This window comes from Streptomyces sp. 4F14 (genome assembly GCF_048159485.1).
Taxonomy (GTDB): Bacteria; Actinomycetota; Actinomycetes; order Streptomycetales; family Streptomycetaceae; genus Streptomyces.
In genome coordinates this window covers 43,026-57,486 of sequence record NZ_JBLRVY010000008.1, presented here as the reverse complement: position 1 = coordinate 57,486, position 14,461 = coordinate 43,026, and the positions used below count along the sequence as shown (strand labels likewise).

Here is a 14,461-nt window from a genome sequence, read left to right as displayed (position 1 = left end):
TGGACGGCGCCGGGAGAAACACGGCCGGAAGCGGCACGCACCCCCCGAAAGTGTTGAACGCGGGCGTTCCCTCCACACCGGACGCGCCGATACGGTACGCGCGAGCGCACGCTCATTTGTTCCGGGCACCCCGGCCCACGTTGAGCCGCGGGTGGCCCACACACCATGCTGGCGGGCGACTCCTTCGCGGCGCCTCAGCACCGCCGCGCGGGGGCCTTCCAGACCTCTCAGGCATTCCAGGAAGGTCCGATGACCAGCAAGCAGGTGACGTCATGACGTTATCCCCGACGTCCCCGAACCCCGAGGAACCTCCCGCCCGGCCCGTACGGCGGCGCGGCAGGCCCCCGGAGGCGATCGAACCGCAGATCGGCCCCACCCACCGCGCGTGGCTGGAACCCGTCCGCACCCGCCTGTTCGACAGCGGCCTCACCCTCGACGAACTCGTCGGCCGCTCCGGCTACTCGAAGACCCGCATCTCCGAACTCCTGCGCGGCAAGGGCTACTACCCCGGCTGGGCCATCACCTACAGCGTGGTCCGCGCCCTCGACATCCCCGTGAGGCCGATGCGCCGCCTGTGGACGTCCGCCGCGCACGAGGCCCACAAGGCCCCCGGCTGGATCGAGAGCCGCGTCGACGACGCCCGGCCCCCCGACACCGAGGTCCCGCCGGTCGCGCACCGCGGCTTCACCGAGGCCATGGCCCACCCGTACACCGCGTACGCGCACGCCTTCCTCCAGTCCGAGCAGCGCGCCCGCACCACCGTCGGCGAGGTCTTCGACATCCTCTGGCTCACCTGGGACCAGGCGGTCGCCGCCCCCGACACCCGCCGCCACGCCTGGCACCTGCTGCGCGGCCGCGTCCTGCACCGCGCCCACCGCAGGCCCGACGGCCGCCCCGACCTGCGCGCCGCCGCCTTCGTCACCGAGGCCCAGGCCCGCATCCACGACCTCGGCGAACGCTTCGCCCACATCGAGCGGTTCACCCGCTTCTTTGACGCCGTCGCCGCTCTCCCCGAGGACCAGCGGGACGTCGTCGTCCTGCGCTACCTCTGCGGCATCGACCCGGACGCGGTCCCCGGCGTCCTCGGCCTGTCCCCGGCCATCGCCCACACCCTGGACCACCACGCCCGAGGGGCGCTGGAGGGCCAGGGTCCCCACCCCGACGAACCGGGAGCGACCACCCCGTGACGACCGCCATCGACGACCTGCTCGTCCAGTCCCTGCTGCTGCGCGACCCCCGCGTCCCGAGCGACGTCGTCCCCTACGAGGAGGAGTACGACGACGAGGCCACCCCCGCCCCGGCCCCCGCCGACCCCGCCGCGGCCCGCTCCCTGGACACCCTGTGCGAGGCCGCCCTCCTGCACTGCACCCCCGACCGGCTCGCCGACTTCGTCACCGACCAGCTCCCCGAGCCGCCCGTCGCCTGGACCCTCGGCTGCGCCCTGCACCTCGCGGGCCTGGAGAGCGGCGCCCGCTTCTGGTGGCAGTACGCGGCCGGCGCCGGGGACTGCGCCGCCGCCTACAGCCTCCACCTGCACCACCTCGCCGACGGCGACCCGCACGCCGCCGCCCTGTGGCGCGCGCAGGCGTGCGCCGACGGCGACCTCCTCACCGCCGACACCGACACGGTCACCGTGCTGCGGATCCTCAGCCGCCTCACCGAACAGGCCGCACCCCGCGCCCACACCCCGGCCGCCATCGCCGTCATGGAGTTCGTCCGCACCGCCGTCGCCATCGGCTACGACCGCCACCCCGGCTTCGAGATCCCGCTCCCCGGACCGGACTTCGCGGTCCACCTGGAGATCATCGCCGCCGCCACCTCGGCCCCGCGCCGCCGCCCGGCCGCCCGCCGGCGCCCTCTGCCGAACCGGCCCACCGCCCGTACCCGCCCCGCCCTCGAATCCACCCTCGAACGCCTCATGGTCGAGGTGACCTCCGAGGACGGCGCGAGCGCCTTCACCGCCTTCAAGGAGGTCGTCGCCGGCTGCTGGCCCGGCCGCTTCCGCCTCAAGACCGACGACTCCGGCACCCGCCTGCGCTACTACCTCGTCCAGTGACCGCCCCCGCTCACGCCCCGGGGCGCCGCACGATCTGCGTCTGAGTCGTCTGCCCGACCAACGTGCCCGCGTCATCGCGCAGTTCGGTCTGTACGACGATGAGGGTCCCGCCGACGTGCAGCGGCCGGGACGTCGCCGTGACCCGCCCCGCACGCACCCCGCGCAGGAAGTTCGTCTTCGACTCGACCGTCGAAGTCCCCGCGCCCTCGGGCAGGTTGAGGAACGCGCAGACCGCGCCGACCGCGTCCGCGAGCGTCATGAGGGCACCGCCGTGCAGGACCCCGCCGACCGTGCACCCCTCCGGCGACCACTCCAGACTGCCCACCGCCGACTCGGGCGTCGCCTCGTGCAGCTCCACGCCGATCTTGCGGGCGAAGGGCATCGCCGAGAGGAAGTCGTCGAGGGCGAGGGACATGGGTGCCGCCTTTCGGTACGGGTGACGGGTGGGCCAGTCTGGCAGGACGGGCCGCGCCCCGGTCAAGACGGGCGGCCCCGGTTCACGTCAGCGGCGTGCTCAGCTCGATCGCCCGCAGGGCCGCCGCGTACGCCCCTTCGTCGCCCACGTCGAGGGCCGTGTCCGTCAGCTTGATCACATGCTCGTCGCCGTGCGCCAGAGCCCGTTCGACGACCTCCTCCCCGGTCAGGGCCGGCGCGCTGTACGGGACGCCCTCGGCCGGGGAGTACATCGCCGTCACCGCCGCCGACGCCGTCCACGCCGCCCGCAGACTCGGCGCCCACAGCGCGCGGGGCAGCGCGGGCAGGGCCCGCAGCACCGCGTTCGGGGCGGTCGCCGCGTGCACCAGCATCGTCTCCTCGCCGTGCCCGTGTGTGGCGTACCGGTGGGTGGCCGCACGCACCAGCTCCCCGAGCCGGTGCCGCGCCTCGTCGGGGTCGGTGACGCCCGAGGCCCACACGGGCAGCGCCTCCACCCGGGCCAGCAGCACCGGGAAGCCACCGTCCTGGTCCACGATCGGGCGTACGGCGTCCAGGGCCGCCGCCGCGCTCCCGGCCCCGGTGAGGGGCGTGAGCGAGGGCAGGGTGTGATGCCGGGCCGCCCAGTAGCCGAGCCCGTGCGCCAGCTCCGTCAGCCGGGGCGCCGTCTCCGCGCCGCCCAGCAGGGTGCGTACGGCGTGCCCGACCCGGATCACGGGGTGCGTGGAACCCCCGTACAGACCCGGCAGCAGCCGCGGCCACCACTGCGCGAGGACGTCGCGCCAGGGCCGTAGCGCCAGCTCGCGGTCGAAGTGGCCGATCCAGTCGGCGGCCCGGCGCGGATCGCCCAGCGCCGCACGCCAGTTCTCCGCCGTCACCGGCTCGACGGCGGACGGGAACTCCTCCAGGCGGGGCGCGTACAGGTCGAGCCAGCGGTGCACGTCCTTCGCCCGCCCGCGCGCGGCGAGCGCCTCCACCGCCATCGGCGCGTGGTTGGTGAGCCGCCCCCGCCGCTCCGGCCCCGAGACGTGCAGCCGCTCCAGAGCCTCGTCGAGAATGCCGGTCGTGTCGTCCATGACGACGACGCTAGGCGCACGGCGGGCACGGCGTAACGGACGGAAGGCGTAGGACCGCCCCGGCCGGCCTCGGGCGGGGGACGTAGGCCGGTTGATGTTCTCCCGCGGTCGCGGCATCCTCGTGTCCTGTCCCGCGCGTACCGAAACCCCGAGGTGACCCGCATGCCCCAGCCCCCCGTCCCCACCGCGGACCTGGTGGACGAGTACGGCGCCGAACTGCGCGTCTGCGAGGTCCAGTTCCGCGACTTCGGCGCGGTCGCCTCCTTCACCGGCCCCGTCCGCACGGTCCTGTGCCACGAGGACAACGGGATCCTCCGCGAACTCGTCCGCACCCCCGGCGAGGGTCACGTCCTGGTCGTCGACGGCGGCGCCTCGCTCGGCACGGCCCTCGTGGGCGACCTCCTCGCGGGCGCCGCCCTGGAGAACGGCTGGGCGGGCCTGATCCTCCACGGCGCGATCCGCGACGCCCGCGCCCTGCGCGAACTCCCCCTGGGCATCAAGGCGTTGGGCACGACCCCGCGCAAGAGCAACCGCACGGGCGAAGGCGCCCTGGACACCCCGGTCGCCTTCGGCGGCATCGTCTTCCACCCCGGCGACATCCTCCACGCGGACGAGGACGGCGTCGTCCTGCTGCCGAAGTCCCGCTGAGCGGCCCCTTACGGCCGCTTGTACTCCACGCACTTCAGCGGCGTCGCGCTCCCGCTGTCGAGGCAGACCAGCACCGCCCCCGCGCCCCCGGGCACATCGGCCGGGACCGTCGTGTTGATCTCCCGGACCCCGTTGCACAGCGTGCCCGTACTGCGGGCCGTGAGGAGACGCCCGGAACCGTCGAGCGTGCCGAACCAGGCCCGGCGACAATCGGTCGCCGACACGGACCGGTAGCTCCCGGTGAAACTGACCGACCGGTTGTGGAAGGTGAGTTCACCCCGGACGTACGTCGCGCCGTAGGTGACGTCCACGTGCGTGGGCGCGGCGGCGGCCGGCGAGGTGAGCGCGGCGGTCAGACCGAGCGTGGCCAGAGCGAGCACGGAGTGACGCAACGGAACCATGACAAGACCCCTTGGATCGAAAGGTGCGGACCAACGCCTCCACCCTCCCGTCCGCCCCACCCCCACCGCGACGGTTACGCCAGGTAGCGCCCCCAAATCGGTAGCTCCCGCACACCAGTTCCCGCTGCCGGTCCTCCCGCCGAATGTCAGACCCAACCTCTACTGTCGGATGCATGTTCGAGTATGTGGAACCTGGAGTGCACACCACCCTCCCCCTGCCGGTGGAAGGATTGCCCGACGACCCGGTCGGACTTTGCGTGGCCGCCCAGCGGTTGGTGATCCAGCCCGGTGACGCGACCGCCGCGGGTGTGCCCGAGGAGCGGTTGGCGGAGAAGGACATCCGGCCGGCCGGTGAGCTGGTTGCCGTGCTCCGCGCCCTCGACCCCAGGCCCCTGCACCTGCCCCGCACCCCCGCCACCCGTGTCGTCGGCACGTGCCGGCACTTCGCCACCCTCGCCTGCGCGTTCCTGCGGGCCCGGGCCATCCCTGCCCGGGCGAGGTGCGGCTTCGGGACGTACTTCCTCGCCGGACACGGCTTCGACCACTGGATCGTCGAGTACCACGACGGGCGCCGCTGGATCCGCGTCGACGTGGAACACCTCGACAAGGAGTACGTGGCCTGCCCCGAGGACCTCGCGTCCGGCGAGTTCCTGACCGGCGGCGAAGCATGGGCGTCGTACCGGCGCGGTCGGATCGACGCGGGGAAGTACGGAGTCCCCGGCACCGACTTCGCCTGGGGTCCCGCCGAGATCAGCGGGAACGCCGTACGGGATCTCGCGGCGCTGTGCGGACGGGAGATGCTGCCGTGGGACGAGTGGGGGCGGATGACGGAGGCGTACGAGGGGCGGACGGGGGAGGAGTACGACCGGCTGATGGACGAGGTCGCGCGGGCGTGCGAGCGGGAGGAACCGGCGGTGCTCGCCGAGCTGTTCGCCCGGGAGGAACTGGCCGTGCCCCGGGCGCTCCTCGGGTGAGGGCCCTTCGTGCGAACCTCCCGTCCCGCCGGTGACGTGCTCTCAGGGCCGCCCCCGCCGGGCCACCCCTCCCAGCCACGCCAGGCTCGGCTTCGGTGTCCGTTCGAACGTCTCGCGGTCCACCGCGATCAGGCCGAACGTCGGCTCCCAGTGCCCCCATTCGTAGTTGTCTAGGGCGGTCCAGTGGAGGTACCCCCGGACGTCGATCCCGTCGTCGACGGCGGCGAACAGGTGCCGCAACGCCTCCTGCGTGTACGCGATCCGCCGGGCGTCGTCCCCGGTCGCGATGCCGTTCTCGGTGACGAGGACCGGGATGCCCCCGGTGACGTCCCAGGTGTGGCGGATCGCCATGCCGAGCGCGTCCGGACGGTACGCGGTGCCGACGAGGGTGTTGTCGGGGTGCGGCGGATGGGGCTCGATCCCGTCGGCGCCGACCCACTGGCTGGAGTACGACTGGACGCCCACGAAGTCGTCGCCGCGCGCGGCCTCCAGATACAGGTCCTCCCAGATGTGCTCCAGCTCCCGCAGCCGCTCCCCGGCGCCGGGCCGGGCGGTGAAGGCACGGTTGGCGACGGTCCACCCGACGGCCGCGCCGGTACGGGCCCGCACGACCTCGCGGGCCGCGTGGTGCACCTTGACGAGGGCGGAACCGATCCCGGGGTCGGGCGCGGGCAGCGTGGGGCGGGAGTCGTTGTCGACGGTCGGGCTCTGCCAGGTGTCGGCGGGCCGCTCCTTCATCATGCGCTCGATGGTCAGCATCATCGCGAGCATGTTGGGCTCGTTCATGGTGGCGACGTACGGCACGTCGTCGAGGATTCCGCAGACCGTCTCGACGTACGACGCGAACCGGTCGACGGCGGACGCGCCGAGCCAGCCGCCCTCCTCCGCGAACCAGCGCGGGTTCGTGAAGTGATGCAGGGTGATCACCGGCGTCAGACCGAGCCGCAGCGCCGTGTCGATCATCCGCCGGTAGTGGGCGAGTTCGGCCCGCGAGACATGCCCCGGCACCGGCTCGATCCGCGCCCACTCGACGCCGAAGCGGTACGCGGTGAGCCCGGCGTCCGCGAGGAGGCGCATGTCCTCCTCGTACCGGTGGTAGCTGTCGACGGCGTCGCCGCTGCGCTCCATCCCCGGCATCTGCCCCTCGCGGGCCCACCAGTCGCTGTTGACGTTGTTGCCCTCCACCTGGTGCGGGGCCGTCGAGGCGCCCCAGAGAAAGGCCGGCTTGCTGCGCATGGGCGGTCCTTGAGGTAGTGACGACGAGGTAGCGACGACGTCGAAAGTAACCACGATGGATACTTTTCAAGCGGGATTAAACTCCCGGTCGCCGTCACAGGGCAAGACCTCGTACGGGTCAGGACTCCCTCAGGTGCGGGAACAGGGCCTGCGCCCGCTCGGGGTCGGGCGCGACGAACACCGCCTCGGCCCCCGCCAGGGGCGTCACCGGGTCCTCCGCCGTGCTGACCACGCCGGTCACGAAGACCTTGCGGCCCTCGGCGGCGGTGACCCGGGCGTGGATCCGCAACGGCGTCTCCAGCGGGACCGGCCGGTGATACCGGGTGGTGAGGGAGATGGTCATACCGGGACGGCCCGCCGCGACGCAGGCGTGCCCCATCAACTCGTCCAGGAGCATCGCCGTGAACCCGCCGTGACCGTAACCGGGCGGCCCCTCGTGCGTGAGACCGAGCGTGCAGAGCCCTACGACGCCGTCGCCGTCCCGGGCGATCCGCACCGGCGGCGCGAGGGGACTGCCCTCGCCGATGACGGGGCTGAACATCCGTACGGCACCCGGGAATTCGTCGACCACCGGGATCTGCGCGCGAGTCCGGACGGGGCCGGTGAAGCGGGCGGCGAGGTCACGGACGGCTTCCGCGATGTCGTACAGGGTCTCGGGCGGGGCGGTGGAGCGGACGGCGGCGTCGACGAGGGCGCGGAGCTCCCGGCCCAGGGTGGCTATGGCGGCGCGGTGGTGGGTGAGGGCGGGGTCGGTGCCGGGGTGGGTGGGTGTGGTTCTCGGCAGTGCGCTCATCGTGTTTCTCGCGGTGGGGGGAAGGGGTGGTTCTCGTGGCGGTCTCAGGCGTCGGCCCGGACGAACACCGGTTTCAGGTGCTTCTCCGGCAGCGCGTCGGGCAGTTGCTCCCAGTCCAGGACGTGAGAGACGACCCGGCGCGGGTCGACCTTGCCGGAGCGGGCGAGTTCGAGGGCGTCCGGGATATGGCCCCGGACGTTGTCGCGGGCGATGCGCAGGGTCACGCCCGTGAGGTACATGTCCAGCAGGGGCAGCTCGCCGGGCCGGAAGTGGTTGCCCGCCGACTCGCAGATCCCCTCGGGCACAAGGGACTTGACCGCCAGCGCCAACTGGTCGACCCGCCCCGTCGCCTCCACCGCGATGTCGAAGCCGTGCGGCACCGGTTCGAGCGCCTCGGCCGTCACCGCCCCGAACTCCCGCGCGATTGCCCGGTGCCCGGCATCGGGGTCGACGTACAGCACCTCGGACGCGCCCAGCGCCCGCGCGATGTCGCACACGTACAGCCCGATGCTCCCGCGCGCCACGACCAGCACCCGCGCCCCCGGCCGGTTCCTCAGATGCGGGGCCACCAGGCGCCAGGACAGGGACCAGTTGTCACTGGCCGCCGCCATCGCGACCGGATCGAGATCGCCGGGCAGCGGTACGAGCATGGCGTCCGCCCACGGCACCCGCACCAGCTCGGAGAAGAGCCCGCCCCAACTCCCCCCGATCGGAGCCCCGTACATCGCCATGTGCGGTACGGCCGAGCAGTGAGCGGTCAGACCGGCCGAACAGTGGCCGCACGTACCGCAGTTGATCGACCACGGCACGACGACGAGGTCTCCGGGCCGGACGGAGGTCACCGCGTCGCCGACCTCCACGACACGGGCGACGCACTCGTGCCCCAACGCGAACGGCGGCTCCACGCTGTGTCCGATATGCAGCTCCCGCCGCGTGGCATGTCCGGCCAAAATCGCGGTGTCGACATCGCACGAGGTGGCGGCGACCGGCGCGACGATCGCCGCCAGGTCCGAGCCGAGCCTCGGGTCCGGCACCTCACGCCACTCGGCCGAGTTGCGGGCGACATAGGTGAGTTCACGCACCGGCCTGCCGTCCCTTCGTGAGTGCCGCGAGGGTGCCTGCGGGCGGGGTGGGTCGGAACACGGGCACGGGGGCCTCCTCAAAAACATACGGATGGCGTGCGAACGCGCTATGACAGTCGTTATAAGCGGGCCTCAGGCTAGACTATGACGGCCGTTATAGCCAGAGGGGTCCAGAAAGGGGTACGGCCGTGGCCGCACCGAACACGCCGTCGCGCGACCGCATCGTCGCGGGCGCCGCCGACCTGATCAGCAGACGCGGACTGAACGCGACGAGCATCCGTGAGCTGGCCAAACACGCGAAGGCGCCGCTCGGCTCGACGTACCACTACTTCCCCGACGGCAAGCAGCAGCTCGCCACCGAGGCGGTCCGCTACGCCGGTACGACGGTCTCCCGCATCCTCCGCGAGGAACTGGACGCCGGTCCGGTCGCCGGGGTGCGGGCGTTCCTCGCGCTGTGGCGGGGCATCGTCGTCAAGAGCGACTATCACGCGGGCTGCCCGGTCCTCGCCGTCTCCGTCGAGGAACCCCTCACCGACGAGGTGCCCCCCTCGCTGGTCGCGGCGGACGAGGCGTTCGACGACTGGCAGCGCCTGCTCGCCGGCTCCCTCCGCGCCCACGGCGCCGACGCGGACCGCGCGGAGGGGGTCGCCGCGCTGGTCGTCGCCTCTGTCGAGGGGGCCATCGCGATGTGCCGGGCGAAGCGCAGCATGGTCCCGCTGGAGCTGGTCGCCCAGCAGGTGGAGACGGTGATCGAGGGGGTGGTGGGGGAGTCGGCCTGAGAGGCGTTGGGCGGCTGTGCGGGTGGGTCGACCTGTGAGGCGGCGGCGCCAGGATCGACGTCTCCCCGCTGCCCGACCCCCAGCTCCCCTCCTCGATCACCCGGAAGTCGACCCATCACGCGGGCGATCACCTCCGCACGGACCTCGCGGCGGGCTCGAACTGCCCGACCTCGGGGACGAGCACCGGGTCCGTGAGGCTCTCGGCGGGATAACGGCGGGCTGTACGTCAACGGGGCGCCTGTCATGACCGGAATGCGCCCCAGGCTCCTAGAGCGCCGTCAACCGCCCCAGCACCTCGCGGTGCTGTTCCTCCGACAGTGCCGCGACCGGCAGCGGGTGCGCGGCCTCCGTGCGCAGCCCGTCGAGCGACAGCGCGAGCCCCCGTCGCCAGGCGTCCGGCGCCGTACCCCGGGACGCGCGGGCGAGCAGCGCGCTGGAGCCGAAGAGGAACAGGAGGTCCTCCCGCGTGAAGTCGGGCCGCAGCGAACCCGCCCGCTGCGCACGGGAGATGAGCCGCACCGCCATGTCCTGGGACCGCGCGCAGACGGCCATGAGCCGCGCGGCGCCGGGATGGGTGCCGGTCATCACGTCCCCGACCGCGGGCTCGGTCGCCTGCAACTCGCAGACCTTCTCCAGGTAGAAGACGAAACCGGCCCACGCGTCGTCGTGTGCCAGCGCCTCCTGGGCTACCTCTTCGAGCCGCTCGCCCGCGAGGTCCACGGCGACCTCGTCGATCAGCGCCTCGCGGGTGCCGAACAGGTTGTAGAGCGTGCCGTGGCTCACCCCGGCCCGCCGGGCGATCTCCTTGAGCGGCGCGTGCAGGCCCTGCTCGCGGAAGACCTCCGCCGCCGCGGCCCGGAGCTTCTCCGCGTTGCGTCGTGCGTCGGCGCGCATCCGGTGTTCCTCCTGGTCAGCTCGGTTCGGACTCCATGGTCGCATCTGCCCCGAAAGTTAACTTGACCCAGTGGTCAAGTTGGATGCTACAGTCGCGGACATAAGTTGACCACGGGGTCAATATCTCCGTCGAGGTGCTCAGGAGCAGCAGCCCATGTCCGAAGTGATCGCCGTCTTCGGCGCCGGAACCGGCCTCGGCGTCGCCGTCGCCCGCCGCTTCGGCCGCGAGGGCTTCCGCGTCGCGCTCGTCGCCCGCCGCAAGGACCGCCTCGACGCGCTCGTCGAACAGCTCGCAGCCGAGGGCATCGACGCCGCCGCCTTCCCCGCCGATCTCACGGACACCGCGGGCGTCCCGGCCCTCGTCGCGTCGATCCGCGCCCACTTCGGCCGGATCGACGTCGTCGAGTACGGCCCGATCGGCGGCGACCAGCTCTTCGCCCCGGCGAGGGATCTCGACGCCGCGACCCTGGAACTGCGCTCACGCCTGTTCCTGCTCACCCCCGTCGAGATCGTCCACACCGTGCTGCCCGAACTCGTCGAACGCGGCGACGGCGCGATCCTCCTCAGCCACGGCGCCACCGCCGTCCACCCCGCCCCCGGCATGAGCGGCCTCGGCCCGGTGATGGCCGCCGCCCGCAACTACCTGTACTCCCTCAACGCCGAACTCACCGGCACGGGTGTCTACGCCGGTACCCTCACCGTCGCCGCCGTCATCACGGACAGCGAACTCGCCGAAGCGGGGCGCGAGTTGTCCGCCGAGGCGAGCGCCGACCTCGCGCACCTCCCCGTCGTGGCCCCGGCCGACCTCGCCGAGACCTACTGGGACATGTACACCCGACGCGACCGCGTCGAGGAGATCCAGCCGCCTTACATCCCGGGAGCGTGACCACCATGGAAACCGAGGAACTGCCCGCCGCCGACGCCGGGAACGCTCACGGGAACGTTCCCGTGAACGTGCCCGGGACCGCTCCCGCGCCGCTCAAGACCTTCGGCGCCGACAATGCCCCCACCTGCGAGGACGGAGTGTGCCACCTGTGAGCACGATGCGTATCGACATCTGGTCCGACGTCGTCTGCCCCTGGTGCTTCATCGGCAAGCGCCGCATGGAGACGGCGCTCGGCCGCTTCGAGCATGCCGACGACGTCGAAGTCCACTGGCACAGCTTCCAGCTGGACCCGTCCCACCCCAAGGGCGAGCGCACCCCCACCTTCGAGATCCTGGCCCGCAAGACCGGCGCCCCGCCCGCGCAGCTGCGCGCGATGACCGGCCAGGTCACCGAACTCGCCGCCGCCGAGGGCCTGTCGTACGACCTGGAGCACGCGGTCTCCGTCAACACGATCGACGCGCACCGCGTCGGACACCTCGCCGCCGAGCGGGGACTCGGCGACGCGATGCACGAACGGCTCCTGCGCGCGCACCTCTGCGAGGGCGAACTCGTCGACGACGCCGACACGTTGGCCCGGCTGGGCGCCGAGGTCGGCGTACCCGAGGAGGAGACGCGCAAGGTCCTCGCCGGCGACGCCTACCGGGACGCCGTCCACCAGGACTTCACGGACGCCCGCCGCTACGGCGCCACGGGCGTGCCGTTCTTCGTGATCAACCGGGCGTACGGCGTCTCCGGCGCCCAGTCCGCGGAGACGTTCTTGTCGGCCCTGCGCACGGCTCACGCGGACCGCGCGGGGAAGTGACCCGGCAGGGCCGCCTCGACCCACCGCCCGCGTCCCTCCGAGGTATCACCCCCGCCGGTATCTCCGCAGGTCGGCGCGGGGGACGTCCCAGCGTGCCGTCAATCTCGCGGCGGGCCTGCCGCGAGGCCCCCGCTGTCCCGCACGCTCGATTCGTCAGGGCGGCGCGGCTCAGGAGGCCGTACCCGATCCGCCCGGCCGACCCGAGGGGGACAAGGGAATGAGGAACATCGCCAGGACCGGCGTCTGTGTCGCCGCCGCGCTCGTCGGCCTGGCCGGCACCGGAGCGGCCCACAGCGCCGGCACGGGAGCAGCCACCGACAGCACCCACAGCGTGGCCGCGGCCTGCAAGAAGAAGAAAGAGAAGGTCGTCGCCTTCGACCACACCGGCTACAAGAAGTGCTACACCAAGACCTCCTGGGTGGACTGGAACGCCGACGGCCACACCGACGAGGTCTTCGTCATCGCCCCCGACCGCACGGTCTGGCACACCTGGAAGGCCGCCTCGGGCTGGCAGGAACTCCCGGGCAAGGGCAGGGCCGACGACATGTACGGCCCCGGCCAGGTCGGTGCGGGCATCCGCAGCCGCTGCATCATCGTCCTGGTGGCGAAGGCGTCGTACCCGTACTGGCAGAACTGCTTCTACAACGGCAAGTGGCACAACTGGACACAGCCCGGCTGAGCCGGCCGGGCCCCGGCGGACCGGTCCCGCGCTCGTACCACCGAGCGCGGGACCGGCGCCGTCGGCTCAGCCCGCCGCCTTCACCGAGAAGATCCAGCTCCCGTTGGACAGGTCGAAGGAGGTGAGGCCGGAGCCCGTGAGGGTGAGGTTCCTGCCGACGGCGTAGACCTCGTCCTCGGTGAAGAGGGGGACGTAGGGGACCTGGTCGGCGACCTGGGTGAGGATCGTCTTCGCGGCGTTCCAGCGGACGTCGGCCGGGCCCGCCGTCATGACGGTCTGCTGGGCCTTGTCGACCTCGGGCGTCGACCAGTTGGCGATGTTGATCTTCTGGGCACCGATGTTGGCCTTGCCGACCAGCTTGCCGAGCAGGGCCGCCGGGTCGGGATAGCTCGCGCCGAACCCGAACGGCAGGGTGATACCGGTGAGTTCGTGCTTGAAGAGCTTGGCGTACCACTCGTTCGCGGTGACCGGCTTCGGGGTGATCGTGACCCCGAGGGGCCGCAGGTTCTCCTGGAGGCTGAGGACGGTCAGCTCCTGCCAGGCGTACTCCTTGACGTACTCGACGGTCGCCGAAAAGCCCTTCGGGTGGGCGGACTTGGCGAGTTCCGCCTTGGCCTCGGACGCGTTGTGCGGGTACTGCGGGAGCCCGGCGAGGAAGGTGTCGGCGGCCTGCCGCGAACCGGCGACGCCCGCCAGCTCACCGGCCGGGATCAGCCCCTTCATCGGCTCGGCGTACGACCCGAACCCGGCCTTCATGATGCCGTCGCGCTCGACGGACAGGGCGACGGCCCGGCGGACGTGGACGTCGTCGAAGGGCGCCTTGGTGACGTCCATCGACAGGAAGTTCTGGGAGAGCGACGGCGACGCATGGAGGGCCGCGCCCGGGATGGACTTCCACTGCGCGGCGCTCTTCAGCGAGGTGACCGGCCCGCCGTCGATCGACCCGGACCGCAGGGCGAGTTGACGCGCGGTGTCGTCCGGGATCACGGAGAAGACGACCTTGTCGGCGGCGGCCTTGGCACGCGTGTACCGCGGATTGCGGACCAGCGTGATCTTCTCGGCGGTGTGCGACTCGACCCGGTAGGGGCCGGTGCCGACCGGGGCGGTGCCCGCGTTGCCGAGGTCCTTCGGGTGGGCCTTCGCGAAGCGCGCCTCCTCGACGAGCGTCGCAAGCGCGATCCCGGCCCGGGCGGTGGGCGCGGGCGCCGACAGTTTCACGGTGACCTCCAGCGGCCCCGTCACCGTGACGCTCCCGACCTTCTGCCCGAGGACGGCCGTCTGCGCCTCCTCCGCCGTGAAGTGCTCGATGCTCCAGGCGACGTCCTGCGCGGTCAGCTCCGCCCCGGACGCGAACCTCACCCCCGAGCGCAGCTTGTACACCAGGGTCGTCGAGTCAGGCTGGGTCACCGAGGTCGCCAGGTTCGGGGTGAACTCGCCGGTGCTGGAGACCCGTTCGAGGGGTTCCGTCACGAGGGACATCACCGCGCCGGTCGTGTTGTTGTCGTAGCTCTTCGCGTAGTCGAGGGACGCGGGCGCGTTGGGCAGCGCCCAGTTCACCACCGGGAGCGTCCTGTCGGTCGCCTTCTTCGCGCCGTCGCCCGACGAGTCGTCACCGGAGCAGGCGGTCGCGGTGAGCGCGAGGAGGAGCACGGCGGACGTCGTGCGCCAGGAGATCTGCCGGGGGAGAGGAGTGGGGGGCATCGTCTTTCCGATCTGTGCAAGT

The 14,461-nt window shown here is 72.3% G+C and carries 17 protein-coding genes; 9 read left to right on the top strand and 8 right to left on the bottom strand.

Annotation, left to right across the window (positions count from 1 at the left end):
• Nucleotides 1-272: 272 nt before the first annotated feature.
• Together ACLZOT_RS15645 and ACLZOT_RS15640 are read left to right on the top strand one after the other, a co-directional pair.
• Nucleotides 273-1,187 carry an XRE family transcriptional regulator gene (locus ACLZOT_RS15645; RefSeq protein WP_416969495.1) on the top strand — a complete coding sequence of 305 codons (915 nt, stop codon included), beginning with the start codon at nucleotides 273-275 and terminating at the stop codon, nucleotides 1,185-1,187.
• The gene (locus ACLZOT_RS15640; RefSeq protein WP_416969494.1) at nucleotides 1,184-2,056 is read left to right on the top strand and encodes a hypothetical protein; all 873 of its coding nucleotides are present in this window, start codon (nucleotides 1,184-1,186) and stop codon (nucleotides 2,054-2,056) included. The genes ACLZOT_RS15645 and ACLZOT_RS15640 overlap by 4 nt, the downstream gene beginning before the upstream one ends.
• A gap of 10 nt (nucleotides 2,057-2,066) precedes the next feature.
• On the opposite strand, the gene ACLZOT_RS15635 is transcribed toward ACLZOT_RS15640, so the two are convergent.
• Both ACLZOT_RS15635 and ACLZOT_RS15630 read right to left on the bottom strand, forming a co-directional pair.
• On the bottom strand, nucleotides 2,067-2,471 hold the full coding sequence (locus tag ACLZOT_RS15635; protein ID WP_416969493.1) for a PaaI family thioesterase: 405 nt from the start codon (nucleotides 2,469-2,471) through the stop codon (nucleotides 2,067-2,069).
• An 82-nt stretch (nucleotides 2,472-2,553) separates the two neighbouring features.
• Nucleotides 2,554-3,564 carry a questin oxidase family protein gene (locus tag ACLZOT_RS15630; protein ID WP_416969492.1) on the bottom strand — a complete coding sequence of 337 codons (1,011 nt, stop codon included), beginning with the start codon at nucleotides 3,562-3,564 and terminating at the stop codon, nucleotides 2,554-2,556.
• 162 nt (nucleotides 3,565-3,726) lie between these two features.
• On the opposite strand from ACLZOT_RS15630, the gene rraA reads away from it, so the two are divergent.
• A complete protein-coding gene (rraA, locus tag ACLZOT_RS15625) occupies nucleotides 3,727-4,212 on the top strand; it encodes a ribonuclease E activity regulator RraA (RefSeq protein WP_416969491.1) in 486 nt (161 codons plus the stop codon).
• 8 nt (nucleotides 4,213-4,220) lie between these two features.
• Here rraA and ACLZOT_RS15620 read toward each other — a convergent pair whose 3' ends face one another.
• Entirely contained in the window at nucleotides 4,221-4,613 is a 393-nt protein-coding gene (locus ACLZOT_RS15620; RefSeq protein ID WP_416969490.1) for a hypothetical protein, read from the bottom strand.
• A gap of 173 nt (nucleotides 4,614-4,786) precedes the next feature.
• On the opposite strand from ACLZOT_RS15620, the gene ACLZOT_RS15615 reads away from it, so the two are divergent.
• Entirely contained in the window at nucleotides 4,787-5,587 is an 801-nt protein-coding gene (locus tag ACLZOT_RS15615) for a transglutaminase domain-containing protein (RefSeq protein WP_416969489.1), read from the top strand.
• Nucleotides 5,588-5,629: 42 nt separating this feature from the next.
• Here ACLZOT_RS15615 and ACLZOT_RS15610 read toward each other — a convergent pair whose 3' ends face one another.
• The 3 genes from ACLZOT_RS15610 to ACLZOT_RS15600 all read right to left on the bottom strand — a co-directional run bounded on the left by ACLZOT_RS15610 (nucleotide 5,630) and on the right by ACLZOT_RS15600 (nucleotide 8,698).
• Complete coding sequence (locus ACLZOT_RS15610; RefSeq protein WP_416969488.1) at nucleotides 5,630-6,823, bottom strand: family 1 glycosylhydrolase; 1,194 nt, start codon at nucleotides 6,821-6,823, stop codon at nucleotides 5,630-5,632.
• A 118-nt stretch (nucleotides 6,824-6,941) separates the two neighbouring features.
• On the bottom strand, nucleotides 6,942-7,616 hold the full coding sequence (locus tag ACLZOT_RS15605) for a PaaI family thioesterase (protein ID WP_416969487.1): 675 nt from the start codon (nucleotides 7,614-7,616) through the stop codon (nucleotides 6,942-6,944).
• A 44-nt stretch (nucleotides 7,617-7,660) separates the two neighbouring features.
• Nucleotides 7,661-8,698, bottom strand: a complete 1,038-nt coding sequence (locus tag ACLZOT_RS15600) for a zinc-dependent alcohol dehydrogenase (RefSeq protein WP_416969486.1) — start codon at nucleotides 8,696-8,698, stop codon at nucleotides 7,661-7,663.
• A 188-nt stretch (nucleotides 8,699-8,886) separates the two neighbouring features.
• Between ACLZOT_RS15600 and ACLZOT_RS15595 the strand changes: the two genes are divergently transcribed.
• Nucleotides 8,887-9,477, top strand: a complete 591-nt coding sequence (locus tag ACLZOT_RS15595; protein ID WP_416969485.1) for a TetR/AcrR family transcriptional regulator — start codon at nucleotides 8,887-8,889, stop codon at nucleotides 9,475-9,477.
• A 267-nt stretch (nucleotides 9,478-9,744) separates the two neighbouring features.
• Here the strand turns inward: ACLZOT_RS15595 and ACLZOT_RS15590 are convergent, their stop codons facing one another.
• Nucleotides 9,745-10,371, bottom strand: a complete 627-nt coding sequence (locus ACLZOT_RS15590) for a TetR/AcrR family transcriptional regulator (RefSeq protein WP_416969484.1) — start codon at nucleotides 10,369-10,371, stop codon at nucleotides 9,745-9,747.
• Nucleotides 10,372-10,525: 154 nt separating this feature from the next.
• Between ACLZOT_RS15590 and ACLZOT_RS15585 the strand changes: the two genes are divergently transcribed.
• From ACLZOT_RS15585 to ACLZOT_RS15570, 4 genes are all read left to right on the top strand, one after another.
• Nucleotides 10,526-11,257, top strand: a complete 732-nt coding sequence (locus ACLZOT_RS15585) for an SDR family NAD(P)-dependent oxidoreductase (protein ID WP_416969483.1) — start codon at nucleotides 10,526-10,528, stop codon at nucleotides 11,255-11,257.
• Complete coding sequence (locus tag ACLZOT_RS15580) at nucleotides 11,254-11,409, top strand: hypothetical protein (RefSeq protein WP_416969482.1); 156 nt, start codon at nucleotides 11,254-11,256, stop codon at nucleotides 11,407-11,409. The genes ACLZOT_RS15585 and ACLZOT_RS15580 overlap by 4 nt, the downstream gene beginning before the upstream one ends.
• 5 nt (nucleotides 11,410-11,414) lie before the next feature.
• Nucleotides 11,415-12,059, top strand: a complete 645-nt coding sequence (locus ACLZOT_RS15575; protein WP_416969805.1) for a DsbA family oxidoreductase — start codon at nucleotides 11,415-11,417, stop codon at nucleotides 12,057-12,059.
• 217 nt (nucleotides 12,060-12,276) lie between these two features.
• On the top strand, nucleotides 12,277-12,738 hold the full coding sequence (locus ACLZOT_RS15570) for a hypothetical protein (RefSeq protein ID WP_416969481.1): 462 nt from the start codon (nucleotides 12,277-12,279) through the stop codon (nucleotides 12,736-12,738).
• Nucleotides 12,739-12,804: 66 nt separating this feature from the next.
• Here the strand turns inward: ACLZOT_RS15570 and ACLZOT_RS15565 are convergent, their stop codons facing one another.
• Nucleotides 12,805-14,439, bottom strand: a complete 1,635-nt coding sequence (locus ACLZOT_RS15565; RefSeq protein ID WP_416969480.1) for an ABC transporter substrate-binding protein — start codon at nucleotides 14,437-14,439, stop codon at nucleotides 12,805-12,807.
• Nucleotides 14,440-14,461 lie beyond the last annotated feature (22 nt).

Excerpts from the sequence above, each read along its gene's own strand:
- ACLZOT_RS15620 (WP_416969490.1), bottom strand. The coding sequence starts at position 4,613 with ATGGTTCCGTTGCGTCACTCCGTGCTCGCTCTGGCCACGCTCGGTCTG.
- ACLZOT_RS15585 (WP_416969483.1), top strand. The coding sequence starts at position 10,526 with ATGTCCGAAGTGATCGCCGTCTTCGGCGCCGGAACCGGCCTCGGCGTC.
- ACLZOT_RS15575 (WP_416969805.1), top strand. The coding sequence starts at position 11,415 with ATGCGTATCGACATCTGGTCCGACGTCGTCTGCCCCTGGTGCTTCATC.
- ACLZOT_RS15630 (WP_416969492.1), bottom strand. The coding sequence starts at position 3,564 with ATGGACGACACGACCGGCATTCTCGACGAGGCTCTGGAGCGGCTGCAC.
- ACLZOT_RS15590 (WP_416969484.1), bottom strand. The coding sequence starts at position 10,371 with ATGCGCGCCGACGCACGACGCAACGCGGAGAAGCTCCGGGCCGCGGCG.
- ACLZOT_RS15635 (WP_416969493.1), bottom strand. The coding sequence starts at position 2,471 with ATGTCCCTCGCCCTCGACGACTTCCTCTCGGCGATGCCCTTCGCCCGC.
- ACLZOT_RS15645 (WP_416969495.1), top strand. The coding sequence starts at position 273 with ATGACGTTATCCCCGACGTCCCCGAACCCCGAGGAACCTCCCGCCCGG.
- rraA (WP_416969491.1), top strand. The coding sequence starts at position 3,727 with ATGCCCCAGCCCCCCGTCCCCACCGCGGACCTGGTGGACGAGTACGGC.
- ACLZOT_RS15605 (WP_416969487.1), bottom strand. The coding sequence starts at position 7,616 with ATGAGCGCACTGCCGAGAACCACACCCACCCACCCCGGCACCGACCCC.
- ACLZOT_RS15610 (WP_416969488.1), bottom strand. The coding sequence starts at position 6,823 with ATGCGCAGCAAGCCGGCCTTTCTCTGGGGCGCCTCGACGGCCCCGCAC.
- ACLZOT_RS15570 (WP_416969481.1), top strand. The coding sequence starts at position 12,277 with ATGAGGAACATCGCCAGGACCGGCGTCTGTGTCGCCGCCGCGCTCGTC.
- ACLZOT_RS15565 (WP_416969480.1), bottom strand. The coding sequence starts at position 14,439 with ATGCCCCCCACTCCTCTCCCCCGGCAGATCTCCTGGCGCACGACGTCC.
- ACLZOT_RS15615 (WP_416969489.1), top strand. The coding sequence starts at position 4,787 with ATGTTCGAGTATGTGGAACCTGGAGTGCACACCACCCTCCCCCTGCCG.